Genomic DNA, 13,642 nt, shown 5'->3' on the forward strand with positions numbered 1-13,642 from the left:
GGGCTGCGTACTGGCCTGCCGTCATGGACAGGAAGACCTGTTCGAGATCGACGTGCTCGTAGGTCGTCCCGAACACCGTGAGACCCGCTTCGCTCGCTACGCGGGCGATGAACTCGCCGTCACTACCCGCGACACCTAGTCGGCCGTCGGGCAGCAGTTGAGAATTGGTGACGCCGTTCGACGCCAGGGCCAGGGCGAGAGCGGCCGGATCGGAGACCGTGACGAGGATGCGGCTGGGCCGGGAGGCACGCAGTTGCTCGATGCTGCCCTGATACACCAGACGTCCGCCGCTGACGATCACGAGGCTGTTCACCGTCGCCTCCACCTCGCGCAGAAGGTGGCTCGAGATCAACACGGTTCTACCGCCCGCCGCGTACGACTTGAGGAAGTCGCGGAGCCAGGCGATGCCCTCCGGGTCGAGTCCGTTGGCCGGCTCGTCGAGCACGAGGATCTCGGGGTCACCCAGCAGTGCGGTGGCCAGCGCGAGACGCTGTCGCATGCCGAGCGAGAACCCGCCGACGGTGCGTCCACCGACATCGCTGAGACCCACCACGCGCAGGACGTCCTCGGCGCGGGTATCCGGTACACCGATCGCGGCAGTGAAGATGCGGAGATGGCCGAGCGCCGTGCGCTTGGGATGCAAACTGCGCGAGTCGAGAACCGCGCCGACCACACGGGCCGGGTGGCTCAGGCGAGAGAACGGCGCCCCGGCCACCAACCCGGCCCCGGCCGTCGGCCTGATCAGTCCGAGAAGCATCCGCAGCGTGGTCGTCTTGCCCGAGCCGTTGGGCCCGAGAAATCCGGTGATGGATCCACGCGGAACCACGAAACTGAGATCGGAGACCGCCAAGACCGTCCCGAACTGCTTCGTGAGGCCGTGGGCTTCGAGCGCGCTGTGACCGAAGCCGTGTACATCGAGACCCTGGCTCATCTGTCTTTTCCCCCGACCGTAGAAGTCAGCTGCCGAGCCGAGGACGGTCTCGGCCCGCCAGAGAGAGTACGGGTTCGCGAGAGAGCGCGGTCGAGTAGCTCAGCCGAACAGGGCTGCGGCGACCTCGCGATACGTCGCCGACGGATCGGCACCGTCGGGCAGAGAATGCAGTGTGACGTGGGATGCGCCGGCGTCGAGGTGCTCGCGAAGCCGGGCCGCGATCGCGTCGGCCCCGCCGTGTGCGACGAGTGCGTCGATGAGGCGGTCGCTGCCACCTCCGCCGAGCTCGTCCTTGCTGTAGCCGAGACGCTCGAGATTGTTGGTGTAGTTGCGTAGCTGAAGGTACGGATTGTTGACCGGCGGACGGCCGATCTCGCGTGCCCGCACCGGGTCGGATTCGAGTACCGCCTTGTGCTCGGGCGCGAGTACCTTTCCGGGGCCGAGTATCTCGCGCGCCTCGGCGGTGTGTTCCGGGGTGGTGAGGTAGGGGTGCGCGCCGGCACTCCGATCAGCGGACAGCTTCAGTACCTTCGGGCCCAGTGCCGCGAGTACCCGACGTTCCAACGGCACACCGCCGATGTCCAACGCGTCGAGGTACTCCACCAGAGCCTGGTACGGCCGCCGGTATTCCTTGGTCGCCTCGGGGTGGCCCGCGCCGATGCCGAGCAGGAAGCGACCTGGATGCTTCTTCTCGATGCGGTGGTAGGACTCGGCCACCTCGGGTGCCGCCGCCGACCAGATGTTGACGATGCCGGTGGCGACGACGATGGACTCGGTCGCGTCCAGAACGTCCTCGGCCGAGGCGAGATCGGCCGGGGGCGACCCGCCGAGCCAGATGGCTCCGTAGCCGGAGGACTCGATCAAGCGGGCCAGCTCGGGGCCGACCCCCGCGAAGTGTCGCCAGATGCCGTACGAACCGAGATCAGGTGTGCCATTGGTCATGTCCGGGTTCAACGCCATCACGGCCCCGAAATTCCGTCGAGCTCGTCGGGTTCGATGATCCTGGTTTCCGGCCACGTTCTCGGCGCCGGTCCGAAGGCGTCCCGGGAGTTGCGAATGACGCCCTTGCCGATGACCCGGTTGCCAGCCCCGCCGATGGCCGCGCCGATACCGGCGGGCAGCAACTTCCCGAACAGAAGAGCACTGCGCTTTGCGAGATACTTCTGGACGAACTTCTTCAGAAGTGACTTGTTCATAGTCGTCATCGCGCCGCCGGGAACGCGCGAGGTGATGAGCATTCCCCAGTTCTTCGCGGATGTCCCGACAGTCTTCTCCACGATCTGCATGCCGGATTCACCCAGCGCGACGGCCAACACCAGTGCACGTCGCTGCTGATGATCGTGCACCGGGATGCCGTGCACGGACGCCACCGACAGCGTCAGCAGCGCCGATGACTCGATGAAGAAGGCGGTCTCGGCGCCCACCGCGCCCAGGGACGCCATCGTGCCGAGTCCGGGGATGGCCGCCGCCCCGCCTACCGCGCTGCCGCTTCCGGTGACAGCGAGCAGGAAGCGCTTCTCGAGACGGTCGATCAGCTGCGCGGGAGTTTCCTCGGGATGTGCCCGACGCATGTGCGCCACGTACTTCTCCACGGCCGGTCCCTGCAGGCGGCTGGCGTTGTCCAGGATCCGGACCAGCGCCTTCTCGAGTCGTCCGCCTTCCGCGACGACCTCGACCTCATCGTTGTTCTTCTTCGCCATCGACGCTCCGATCGTTCACGGTCAAGTTTTGGGCCAGAGAAGCTGGTACCCGTTCGTCAACGGTTCTACCCTGCAGAGATGGCCGGTACCCACCGCACAGGTCACTCCGAGGGCTCACGGGCACTGCCCGACGCTCGGCTGCGGCGATTCGTGTCCTCGTACGAGGGGTACCGACTGTCTGGATTCGAGGCCGGAACGCATATCGGGATGCCGGGCCCCCTGCTGACCGTCATCGTGGCGATCGACTCGACGTTGGACATCTCGGATTCGCCGCGCCAGGGAGCATGCTCGTTCGAGACCCTGGCCAGCGGCATTTCGGCCGCTCCGGTGACGATCGTTCATGACGGCAGCCAACACGGAATTCAGCTCTCTTTGACCCCTGCCGGTGCGCGGGCACTGTTCCGCCTTCCGACCGCGGCGCTGGGGGATTGGATGGTCGACCTGAGCGAGGTGCTTCCCGACACACGAGAGTTGACCGATCGCATCGCCGCGGAGCCCTCGTGGGAGGGCCGGTTCGAGATCCTCGACGACATCCTGTGCCGATCACTGATCGAGCCCGAGCTCGATCCGACGCTCACCGAGGCCTGGCGGCAACTGGTCCTCTCCGGCGGATCGGTACGGGTCGATCAGGTGGCCCGCGATATCGGGTGGAGCCGTCGTCACCTGATCAACCGCTTCTCCGCCGAATTCGGCGTGACGCCCAAGGAGTCGGCCAGGATCGCACGTTTCCATCGTTCCCATCAGATGCTGAGACGGCCCGCGGCGCCGTTGCTCGCCGACGTCGCCGCCCAATGCGGCTACTACGACCAGGCACACATGGCGCGTGAGTGGCGCGAACTGGCTGGGTCGTCGCCGACGCAGTGGCGTCGGGGAGAGCAGTTCGCATTCGTACAAGACGGCGGCGAGGTTACCGAGAAGACTCTGCAGTCATGACCGATACACGTACCCACATCTGGCCCTGTTTCCGCTACGACGACGCCCGTGCGGCCATCCGGCTTCTCGTCGACGTGCTCGGGTTCACCGAAGCCGCCGTGTACGGCGACGGTGACCGCGTCGACCACGCCGAACTCCGCTGGCCCGAGGGCGGCGGGGTCATGCTCGGCAGTGTCCAACGGGTCGTTCCGCAGGCGCCACTCCTGGCCGAGTCGGACAGCGCGCTTGCCGATCTACACGCGGGGGTCGGCGCGGCGTATGTCGTCACCGACGACCCCGACGTGATTCACGAACGCGTGGTTGCTGCCGGTGGCAACATCGTTCATCCGCTGCAGGACGAGGACTACGGGAGCCGCGGCTTCACCTGCCGCGACCCCGAAGGCGTGCATTGGAGCTTCGGGACCTACAGCGGAACCTGAGCAGGGACCCAGTGATCTGCGGGTACGACCTCCTCGGCCTTCGGTGGCGGCGGCGGTGTGCCGTCGCCGAAGGGACGACCGCCGAGTGACTCGCGTCCGTGGGGTTCGAGCCAACCGTGAAGGTCGGGGCCCTTCGGAACGATCGACGTCGGATTGATGTCTGTGTGCACCTCGTAGTAGTGGCGCTTGATGTGATCGAAGTCGACGGTGTCGCCGAAGCCCGGCGTCTGGAACAGATCACGGACGTAGTCCCAGAGCACTGGGATCTCGCTCAGCTTGCTCCGGTTGCACTTGAAGTGGCCGTGGTACACGGCATCGAAACGCACGAGCGTGGTGAACAACCGAATGTCGGCCTCGGTGACCGTCTCGCCCACCAGGTACCGCTGATCGGTGAGCCGTCCGGCGAGCCAGTCCAAGCGTGCGAAGAGCTGCTCGTACGCCTTGTCGTACGACTGCTGCGTTCCGGCGAAACCGCAGCGGTAGACGCCGTTGTTGACGTCACGGAAGACGAGTTCGGCTACTTCGTCGATTTCTCCGCGAAGGGCCTCCGGGTAGAGATCGGGTGCGCCCTCACGGTGGTACTGCGTCCACTCGGTCGAGAAATCGAGTGTGATCTGCGGGTAGTTGTTGGTCACGACCTGGCCGGTGGCGATCTCGACGATCGCGGGGACGGTGATGCCGCGGGGGTAGTCGCGGTAGCGAGCGAAGTACGCCTCTTGGAGCCGATTGATCTTCAGGACCGCATCGACTCCGCCGGGCTCCTCGTCGAAGTTCCAACTGCTCTCGTCGTGCGTCGGGCCAGGGATACCGAGCGAGATGACATCTTCGAGACCGAGCAGGCGACGGACGATGATCGTCCGGTGCGCCCACGGGCACGCTCGCGCAGCGACCAGCCGGTAGCGGCCGGGCTCGACGGGGTATCCGTCACGTCCATCGGCTGTGATGCGCGTCTCGATGTAGTTGGTGTCTCGGTTGAATTCCTTGCCGTTCTCGACATAGCTCATGATTCCCAATTTACGGATTGTCCGCGTCCGACGGATTCGACAGGTCGACGGAGATGAACACACCCCACTCCTCGTATCCGAGGCGGGCCGCCAGCCGTCGCGCTGTTCCGTTCTCTGCGCTCGATCGCCACTGCGGGATCATGCCCTCGTCGAAGGCTTCGTTGGTGGCGAGCCGGGCCACCACCTGGGCGTTGCCCTGCCGCCGTGCCGTGGGGGCCGTCAGAACAGCGACGTCGGCCAGCACGCCCTCCCATTCGAGATGGGCAGCAGCGGACAACGATGCGGCCGAGTCCGCAGGGCGATCGTCGCCGAGCAAGGTGAACCACGATCGTTTCCGGGTCAGGTCCGCAGCAATGACGTCGTCGGGCGCACAGAGTGCCTCCAGGCCGAGCACATGGCCGAGTTCACGTGAGATCAACGGGTCGTGGCGGTCGAGCGTGGTTCCCACCTCGTCCGCGAAGGACAGCACCGTCGGGCCCTGGGTGCGTCCGGCGGTGCTTTTCAACAGCTCGCCCAGAGCGCCGCGTTTCGAGAGTTCTTCGTCGGTGCGCGCCTCGGCCGCGGTGAGCGCATCCTTCGGTCCGAGCAGCGCGCTGGAATCGCCGAGTCGCACGAATGTGACGCAAGTCGCATTCGGGTCGACGGCGGTGTGCCGATGGCCCGGCCGCAATGCCGAATCGTCAAGCCCGAGATGCCTCGACCACGCGAGACGGATGATGTCGTGATGATGGGAATCCACCGTCGCAAGGCTATCGCGCCGTGTGTGAAAGCAAGCTGAGTAATTTTTTTGCCCCCGACGTATCGCATCTGGCGTTTGGATGGCATGATTGTGAAATGAGATTGGAGCTTCGACGTGAAGGTCCAGCTCGCTACAGAAGGTTTACGGTATGACGCAGGGCAGTGTTAAGTGGTTCAACGGCGAAAAGGGCTTCGGCTTCATCGAGCAGGACGGTGGCGGACCTGACGTGTTCGTTCACTACTCGGAGATCCAGGGAACTGGCTTCAAGTCGCTCGACGAGGGTCAGCGCGTGGAGTTCGAGGTCGGCCAGGGCCAGAAGGGCCCCCAGGCCACAGGCGTTCGCGCTATCTGATCCCCCCAAGGATCGCCACCCGAAATTGCTGACGGCTTAATGCTGTCTTCAGTTCAGGTAACTCGAAGGCCGGATACATGGGAAGCAATTCCCGAGTATCCGGCCTTCGTGCTGTGCGCGGCTTCGCCGCATGTGCGCGGAAATACATAGAGGGCTATGTATTTCCGCGCACATGCAGCGGAGCTGCCTATAGGCCCAGATCGCGGCCGATGAGCTCCTTCATGATCTCGTTCGATCCCGCCCAGATCTTCGTGACGCGGGCGTCCTTCCACGCGCGCGCCGCGCGGTACTCGTTCATGTAGCCGTAGCCACCGTGCAGTTGGACGCAGTGGTCGAGGATCTCGTTCTGGACCTGCGAACTCCACCATTTCGCCTTCGCCGCATCGATCGCGGTGAGCTCCCCGACGCCGTGCGCCGCGATGCAGTTGTCGACATAGGCCTGCGCCACATCGAGTTTCGTACTGAGCTCGGCGAGCAGAAACTTGTTCCACTGAAGCGAGCCGATCTGCTGTCCGAAGGCCTTTCGGTCCTTGGCGTACTGGATCGTTTCCTCGAGAATCGGCCGTACATGCCCCAGGTTGGCGACCGAACAACTGATGCGTTCCTGTGGCAGCAGCTGCATCATGTGGATGAACCCGTTGTCGTATTCACCGATCATGTTGGAGCTGGGCACCCGCACGTTCTCGAAGAACAGCTCGGCGGTATCGGATTCCGGTTGGCCGACCTTGTCGAGCTTGCGTCCGCGCGAGAAACCCTCGGTCCCGTTTTCGACGGCGAAGAGCGTTATGCCCTTGGCCTTCTTCTCCGGCGTCGTCCGGGTGGCGACGATGACGAGGTCGGCGCTGTTGCCGTTGGTGATGAACGTTTTCGACCCGTTGATGATGTAGTCGTCGCCGTCCGCGACCGCTGTGGTCTTGAGCGCGGCGAGATCGGATCCGCCCGATGGTTCGGTCATGGCGATGGCCGTGAGAATTTCGCCGCTGCAGAACCCCGGCAGCCAGCGCTTCTTTTGCTCCTCGGTGGTCAGCTTCACCAGGTAGGGCGCGACGATGTCGATGTGAATGCCGAAGCACGACGCCACCGCGGCGCTCGAGCGGGCGAGTTCCTCGCCGAGAACGGCGTTGAAGCGGTAGTCGTCGGCGCCGCTGCCGCCGTATTCCTCGGGCACCTCGAGCCCGAGGAATCCGTTGCGTCCGGCTTCGAGCCAGATGTCGCGATCGATGAAACGCTGCTCGGCGAGCTCTTCTTCGCGGGGTCTTATGGTGCGGGTGACGAACTCGCGGGCGGATTCGCGGAACGCGTCGTGGTCCTGCTCGAACAAGCTGCGCTTCATAGTGTTCCTCCAAGTAACGGTAATTTGGTCGCAATATACTCGTGAGTAGCAATCGGTCCGGCGCAGTGTGGCACTCTGGCACCCATGGCCGATGAACCCACTTCGCTAGTCAGGTACTCGACGGACGCCGGCGCAGAGGTTGCCGTGCTCAACTTCCACCACGGACCGCTCAACCTCTTCGATCAGGCGATGTTCGACGCCGTAGCGGCGAACGTCGCTGATCTGACGGCGAATCCGCCGCGGGCGGTGCTGCTGCGCGCCGACGGCAAGGTCAACTCGGCAGGCGTCGACGTGCACGTGTTCGACGGGCTGTCCGCGCAACAGGGCGCCGATATGTGGCGTCAGTTGTTCGCCGACATCGCGCATCCGCTCGAGGCTCTGCCGTGCCCGGTCGTCTACGCCGCGCACGGCCTGACCCTGACGGCCGCCTTCGAGATCTTGCTGGCCTGCGACATCATTCTCGCGGGTCCCAGAGCCAAGTTCGGTCTCGTCGAAACCGTTGTGGGACTGACACCGTCGATGGGCGGCCCGCAGCGTCTCGCCGAGCGTGCCGGTTCGGGTCGGGCGCGCGAACTGGTCATGACCGGTGACCTCTACGACGCCCAGACGATGCTGGAGTGGGGCGTGGTCAATGCCATCCACACCGATGTCGACGGCGAGGCCGTTGCCCTGACCGAGCGGCTGGCCGCCGGCCCGACGGTGGCGCATGCTGCCACCAAAAAGATTGTGGCAGCGTGGCGTTCGGGCGGCGTCGCGCATGCGGACGAGATCACCTCGGACGTGTCCGGGGCGTTGTTCGAGACCGATGATCTTCGCGGCGCCGTCCGTAGCTTTCTGGAGAACGGGCCGGGGAAGGCGACGTACACCGGTAAGTAGTGTTGCGGCGATGACGACAATGCCCCTCGCGGAACTGCACATGCACATCGAGGGTTCGCTCGAGCCCCCGCAGATCTTCGAGTTCGCCGAGCGTAACGCGATCACGTTGCCGTACGCGGACATCGAGGAACTGCGGGGGCTGTACGAGTTCTCGGATCTGGGTTCGTTCTTGGATCTGTACTACGCCAACATGTCCGTGCTGCTCACTGCACAGGATTTCGCCGATCTGGCTCGCGCATACTTTTCCCGCGCTGCGGCGGGCGGTGTCACGCACGCGGAGATCTTCTTCGATCCGCAGGCGCACACCTCTCGTGGGGTGCCGTTGGAGGCGGTCGTCGAGGGGCTGGCCGACGCCGCGGCGTCGAGTGAACGTGAGTTCGGCGTCTCGAGCGGTCTGATCGCGTCGATCCTGCGGGACAAGCCTGTGTTGCATGCGAACAAGCTGCTCGACGATCTGCTGGCAATGAAGGCCCCGATCATCGGACTCGGTCTGGATTCGGCCGAGGCGGGGTTTCCGCCGTCGCTGTTCGTCGACGTTTTCGCGAAGGCGCGGGCGGAGGGTTTGCACGTCGTCGCGCACGCGGGGGAAGAGGGACCCGCGGAATACATCTGGGAGGCGCTCGATCTGTTGCACGTGGAGCGGATCGATCACGGGGTGCGCTGCCTGGATGACGACGCGCTCGTCACACGGCTGGTCGAGGAGCAGATCCCGTTGACGGTCTGTCCGCTGTCGAACGTGCGGCTCAGAGTCATCGACACCCTTGCCGATCACCCGATCAGGGGCATGATCGAGCGGGGATTGTTGGTGACGGTCAATTCCGATGATCCGGCATACTTCGGGGGCTACGTCGAGGACAACTTCGCGGCGCTCGTCGACCAGGTGGGATTGACCGAGGCCGAAAGCGAGATCCTACGTACCAATTCGATGAAGGCCACTTTCATCTGACGGTGACGAACGCCTGCGGGTAGCCGGTTGCGCCGTCGGGCACGGTGTCGGCGGTCGCCGCGGTCTGGATTTCACCTTCGGCGTCGGTCGCGCGGGCTCGAAGGAAATGCTCGCCCGGCGGCGCGTCCCATTCGATGGTCCACTGCCGCCAGGTGTTCTCGGAGTATTCCTCCGACAATGTCGCCGGCATCCAGTCACCGTCGTCGATCTGCACTTCCACGGCGGAGATGCCGGTGTGTTGTTTCCAGGCCACACCGGCGATGACGACCGGTCCGGCCTCGACGGCGGCACCGGATCGGGGTGTGTCGATACGCGATGCCGTTTTGATCGGCCCGCGCTCGCCCCAGCCGCGGTCGGTCCAGTACGCGCTGGCCCGGTCGAAGCGCGTGACTTCCAGATCGGTGACCCATTTGGTCGCCGAAACGTAGCCGTAGAGACCGGGGACGACCAGACGCGCCGGGTAGCCGTGCTCGACGGGGAGCGGCGCACCGTTCATCCCGACGGCCAGGAGCGCGTCCCGTCCGTCGAGCAGAACCTCCAGTGGCGTTCCTGCGGTGAATGCGTCGTGACTGGAGGAGAGCACCATGTCCGCGCCGTCCTCGATACCCGCTTCCTCCAGCAGGTCTTTCAGCGGGTAGCCGATCCACGTGGCGTTGCCGACGAGATCCCCGCCGACGATGTTCGACACGCAGGTCAGGGTCACTGTGCTCTCGACGGCCTGCCGTTCGGCAAGATCGGCGAAGGTGATCTCCAGTTCCCGCTCGACCATGCCGTGAATGCGCAGCGACCACGTCTCCGACGACACTTGCGGCACTACGAGCGCGGTGTCGATGCGATAGAAGTCCTCGTTCGGAGTGATGTACGAGGGCAGTCCTTCGATGTTCAGGTCCGCACCGGCGGGGATCGGTGGCTGTGGCGTCGGCGTCGGGAGTATGAAGCCGAGTCGGTTGGCTGTGACGCTGCGGGCCTGCCCGATCATGCGACCGGCTGTTCCGGCGGCGACCGCGACAAACCCTGCCGCGACGGCCAGCCCGAGGAAACTCCGCCTGCTCAGGCCGCCGGGAACCTCCGGTTCGGTGGTGCTGATCAGTGCGTGCAGTACGACGATGCCGGCTGCGACGCCCAGGACGGTCGGCAGTGCCGACAGCGGTGTGGCGCCCGGGCGTGTGACCGCAGCGAGGACCCCGATAGCTCCGAGTCCCGCGAACAGCACTGCGCCGAACGGACGACGCAACAGCCCGGCGCCGGCGGAGATCAGCGCGATGACGATGCCCATGCCGATGAACAGGGCGAGTTTGTCCGCGGTGCCGAAGGTGTCGATCGCCCAGTCGCGGACAGCCTCGGGGGTGTTGTCGACCACGGCCGAGCCGACTGCAACGACCGGCGACGAGGTCGGTCCGAACGGAACCGAGACCAATTCGCCGACCCCGACGATCACTCCGGCGGCGATGATCCCGGAAAGCGCGCTTTTCCACATCTCTCCAACATAAGTGTCCGCGACGGCGGCTAGCAGAGGAGTATGAGACGTGGGTAACATCCGCGACCGCCGCGACGACATATCTCTGTAGTCGCTGCACACGTACTGCCGGGGTTTCACGCCACACCCCATATCTCGAAGACTCGACCCCGGAGGCCCTTGAAATGACCGTCATCAGTGATTTATCGCAGTTTTCGTTTGTCGACATCGCTGACCGGGCGCCCAGAGCCTCCTCGACAGTCCTTTCGATCCGCGCGGGCGGTACGCGTTCACCGGTCTTCTGCATTCATTCCATCGACGGTCGCGCGGGCAGATACGCCGCACTGGCCGCCCACATCGACGGGGACCGCCCCGTCTGCGGCGTCGAGACATCGGCGTCCGTGCCGCGCGCGTCCTCGGTATCCGCGCTGGCCGAGCGCTACGCCGACGATATTCTCGCAGTGCGGGGCAACGGGCCGATCAACCTTCTGGGCGTGTCGTTCGGGGGCCTGCTCGCTCACGCTGTTGCTGTGGCGCTGCAGTTACGTGGGATCGCGGTCAGCAGCCTGGCGCTGCTCGGCAGTAGCCCCGTTCAACCCCCGCGCGCCGACGAGCCGGCGGACGAGCTCCTCGCAGGCATCGGCGCGGACGTCGATCGAAGCCGAGCCGAGGAGCTCGTCGCCCTCGCCACCGATCATCAGGAGCTGGCGAAGCAGCATTTCCCAGGTGTCTACCGCGGCAGAGCGCTCGTCGTCTCGACCGTGGGGTCCGACGCCGGCGCGGCGTGGCACGCCTTCGTCAGCGGGACGGTCTCGAAGTACGAGGTCCCCGACGCATCGGCTTTCGGGCTCGTCGGGCCTTTGGTGAACCGGCACCTGTAGCCCCGCTCACCCGAGGACGGTTCGCAGATACTCGTTCTGGAACAGGCCGTCGGGATCGAGTCGGTCGCGAACCCCGCGGAAGTCGTCGAAGCGGTCGTAGATTCCGGCGAAGTTCTCGGCGACCAGCCCGTGCAACTTGCCCCAGTGCGGGCGCCCACCGACGCTGCGCGCGATCGCCTCCACTGCGCTGAAGTATTCACGGTGATCCCGGCGGTGGTACTGATGCACCGCGACGTACGCGCTGGTCCGCTCGTAGGCCGTCGAGAGCCAGATGTCGTCGGCCGCCGCGAATCGCACTTCCACCGGGAAGGCGACGGTACACGAGGACGATTCGAGCCAGCGGTCGATCTCGCGCACCACGTACGAGATGGATTCCGACGGCACCGCGTACTCCATCTCGCGAAACCGAACCTTCCGCGACGAGGCGAACACTCGGTGGCTGCGGTCGGTGTACTCCCGGGCGGACAGCACTCTCGAGGAGACGGCATTGACGCGCGGTATCGCCGCGGGGACCCGCGTCACGATGCGGTTGACGGCCTCGAAGGCCTTGTTCGACATGAGCTCGTCGTCGACGTAGGACGAGAGCCTGCCCAGGGGAGCCAGCGGTGTCCCCAGCGGCATCCGAGTGTTGGCCTTGGTGAGAACTCGGTCTGTGTGCGGGAACCAGTAGAACTCGAAGTGATCTGTCCGGGACACCGTTTCGTCGAGTTCGGCGAGTGTGCCGGTCAGGGTCGCGGGTGCCTCGCGGGCCGCGAGCGCGAATGCCGGCACGCAATGCACCGTGACACGCGTGAAGATGCCGAGCGCGCCGAGACCGATGCGTGCAGCGTCGAAGATGTCTGCATTCTCCTGCCGCGAGCACGCGAGGAGTCGACCGTCCGCGGTGAGAATTTCCAAAGCACGCACCTGCGCGGCGATGCCGCCGAACCTCGCCCCGGTCCCGTGGGTGCCGGTCGAGATGGCACCTGCGATGGACTGCTCGTCGATATCGCCGAGGTTGGTCATCGACAGCCCGAGATCCCACAACGTGGCTGTGAGCTCTTTCAATCGTGTGCCGGCGAGCACCGTCACCAGCGCGGACCCGTCGGCATCGGTGACCACCGATTCGATGCCGCTGATCCGATCCAGGCTCACCTGAGTTCCGTCGGTGACGGCGATCGAGGTGAACGAGTGGCCCGCGCCGACGCACTTGACGGTGGTCTCGGCGCGCAGCACCACGGCCCGCAGCTCCTCGACGGTGCCAGGCTCGGCGAACTCGGTTGGATGCGCTCGCTGATTGCCTGCCCAGTTCTGCCACTCCAGCCCCGTCATCGGTCAACTATGAATGCGCACCTCCGCCACGGTCAATTCACGGCCCACATCGCCCGTGCGCGCCTACTATCGGGAAGCATGCAGACCCGGTTGCCCGTAGATGCACGGCGCACTCGACTGGTCGCGGCCGCATTGAACGTCGCCGAGCAGGTGGGGATCGAGGGCTTGACCGTTCGCCGGGTCGCCGAGGAAGCTGGCGTACCGCGTGGCGCCGTCTACTACTGCTTCGAGTCCAAGGAAATTCTCGTCACGGCGATGGGCGAGGGTCTGATCGTCGACATCACCGGGGCTCTGCACGCAGCCTTGAACGCAGCGGTCGACGCATGCGAACTCACCGGGACCAGGGGACTTCGTGAATTGCTGCACAGCGGACTGAGCGCGGTGTGGCCGATCGTCGAGCGATCAGCCGACCGCCAGCTGCTGTCCTACGAGATCAAGACCTATCTGCTGCGGCATCGAGCGCTGGGTTCGGAGCAGGCTGCCGCCCTCGCCAGTGGGCAGTATCGGATTCGTGACACCGAGGCATTCGAGTTCTTCAGTCGCGCGGCAGAGCACACGGGAACACGATGGCTGGAGCCGATCGACTCGGTGGCCCGATTCGGAATGGCGACCGTCGATGGGCTGATTCTGCGATGGCTGGTCGATCGTGACGACATCGCCGTCATAGCTGCACTGGACGACCTGGCCGGTGTGATCGCCGCGAAGGCCGTCGAGCGCCCGTGAAGGGTGCAGATGCCGTCGGAGGGTGCTTGACTGGGCCC

General features: G+C 65.2%; 15 protein-coding genes. 7 read left to right on the top strand and 8 right to left on the bottom strand.

Going from position 1 to position 13,642, the window contains the following annotated elements:
• The 3 genes from J1M86_RS08245 to J1M86_RS08255 all read right to left on the bottom strand — a co-directional run.
• On the bottom strand, positions 1-931 hold a 931-nt coding region (locus J1M86_RS08245), incomplete at its 3' end, for an ABC transporter ATP-binding protein (protein ID WP_206509482.1).
• A 99-nt stretch (positions 932-1,030) separates the two neighbouring features.
• Positions 1,031-1,873 (bottom strand): LLM class F420-dependent oxidoreductase, encoded by an 843-nt coding sequence (locus tag J1M86_RS08250; RefSeq protein ID WP_206509996.1) that lies wholly within the window; start codon positions 1,871-1,873, stop codon positions 1,031-1,033.
• 17 nt (positions 1,874-1,890) lie between these two features.
• Entirely contained in the window at positions 1,891-2,631 is a 741-nt protein-coding gene (locus J1M86_RS08255) for a hypothetical protein (protein WP_206509483.1), read from the bottom strand.
• 78 nt (positions 2,632-2,709) lie between these two features.
• Between J1M86_RS08255 and J1M86_RS08260 the strand changes: the two genes are divergently transcribed.
• Together J1M86_RS08260 and J1M86_RS08265 are read left to right on the top strand one after the other, a co-directional pair.
• The gene (locus J1M86_RS08260) at positions 2,710-3,564 is read left to right on the top strand and encodes an AraC family transcriptional regulator (RefSeq protein WP_206509484.1); all 855 of its coding nucleotides are present in this window, start codon (positions 2,710-2,712) and stop codon (positions 3,562-3,564) included.
• Positions 3,561-3,983, top strand: a complete 423-nt coding sequence (locus J1M86_RS08265) for a VOC family protein (protein WP_206509485.1) — start codon at positions 3,561-3,563, stop codon at positions 3,981-3,983. The genes J1M86_RS08260 and J1M86_RS08265 overlap by 4 nt, the downstream gene beginning before the upstream one ends.
• Here the strand turns inward: J1M86_RS08265 and J1M86_RS08270 are convergent.
• Both J1M86_RS08270 and J1M86_RS26825 read right to left on the bottom strand, forming a co-directional pair.
• Positions 3,968-4,987: a glutathione S-transferase family protein gene (locus J1M86_RS08270; protein WP_206509486.1), complete on the bottom strand. Its 1,020-nt coding sequence runs from the start codon at positions 4,985-4,987 to the stop codon at positions 3,968-3,970. The genes J1M86_RS08265 and J1M86_RS08270 overlap by 16 nt on opposite strands.
• Positions 4,988-4,997: 10 nt before the next feature.
• Positions 4,998-5,726: a GNAT family N-acetyltransferase gene (locus tag J1M86_RS26825; RefSeq protein WP_206509487.1), complete on the bottom strand. Its 729-nt coding sequence runs from the start codon at positions 5,724-5,726 to the stop codon at positions 4,998-5,000.
• A 148-nt stretch (positions 5,727-5,874) separates the two neighbouring features.
• Between J1M86_RS26825 and J1M86_RS08280 the strand changes: the two genes are divergently transcribed.
• Positions 5,875-6,078, top strand: coding sequence for a cold-shock protein (locus J1M86_RS08280; protein WP_068369974.1), 204 nt, complete (start codon positions 5,875-5,877; stop codon positions 6,076-6,078).
• Between the two features lie 187 nt (positions 6,079-6,265).
• Here the strand turns inward: J1M86_RS08280 and J1M86_RS08285 are convergent, their stop codons facing one another.
• On the bottom strand, positions 6,266-7,411 hold the full coding sequence (locus tag J1M86_RS08285) for an acyl-CoA dehydrogenase family protein (protein WP_075839634.1): 1,146 nt from the start codon (positions 7,409-7,411) through the stop codon (positions 6,266-6,268).
• Positions 7,412-7,495: 84 nt separating this feature from the next.
• Here J1M86_RS08285 and J1M86_RS08290 point away from each other — a divergent pair, with 84 nt between their 5' ends.
• Positions 7,496-8,287 (top strand): enoyl-CoA hydratase/isomerase family protein, encoded by a 792-nt coding sequence (locus J1M86_RS08290; protein ID WP_206509488.1) that lies wholly within the window; start codon positions 7,496-7,498, stop codon positions 8,285-8,287.
• 10 nt (positions 8,288-8,297) lie between these two features.
• Positions 8,298-9,233: an adenosine deaminase gene (locus J1M86_RS08295; protein WP_206509489.1), complete on the top strand. Its 936-nt coding sequence runs from the start codon at positions 8,298-8,300 to the stop codon at positions 9,231-9,233.
• Here the strand turns inward: J1M86_RS08295 and J1M86_RS08300 are convergent.
• Positions 9,226-10,710: a molybdopterin-dependent oxidoreductase gene (locus J1M86_RS08300; protein ID WP_206509490.1), complete on the bottom strand. Its 1,485-nt coding sequence runs from the start codon at positions 10,708-10,710 to the stop codon at positions 9,226-9,228. The two genes, J1M86_RS08295 and J1M86_RS08300, sit on opposite strands and share 8 nt — an antisense overlap.
• A 164-nt stretch (positions 10,711-10,874) precedes the next feature.
• Here J1M86_RS08300 and J1M86_RS08305 point away from each other — a divergent pair, with 164 nt between their 5' ends.
• Positions 10,875-11,570, top strand: a complete 696-nt coding sequence (locus J1M86_RS08305; RefSeq protein ID WP_206509491.1) for a thioesterase domain-containing protein — start codon at positions 10,875-10,877, stop codon at positions 11,568-11,570.
• Positions 11,571-11,576: 6 nt separating this feature from the next.
• Here J1M86_RS08305 and J1M86_RS08310 read toward each other — a convergent pair whose 3' ends face one another.
• Positions 11,577-12,881 (bottom strand): D-arabinono-1,4-lactone oxidase, encoded by a 1,305-nt coding sequence (locus J1M86_RS08310; protein WP_206509492.1) that lies wholly within the window; start codon positions 12,879-12,881, stop codon positions 11,577-11,579.
• A gap of 78 nt (positions 12,882-12,959) precedes the next feature.
• Between J1M86_RS08310 and J1M86_RS08315 the strand changes: the two genes are divergently transcribed.
• Positions 12,960-13,604, top strand: coding sequence for a TetR/AcrR family transcriptional regulator (locus tag J1M86_RS08315; protein WP_206509493.1), 645 nt, complete (start codon positions 12,960-12,962; stop codon positions 13,602-13,604).
• The last annotated feature ends 38 nt before the right edge of the window (positions 13,605-13,642 follow it).

It is taken from the genome of Rhodococcus sp. KRD197 (assembly GCF_017168235.1).
GTDB lineage: Bacteria > Actinomycetota > Actinomycetes > Mycobacteriales > Mycobacteriaceae > Rhodococcoides.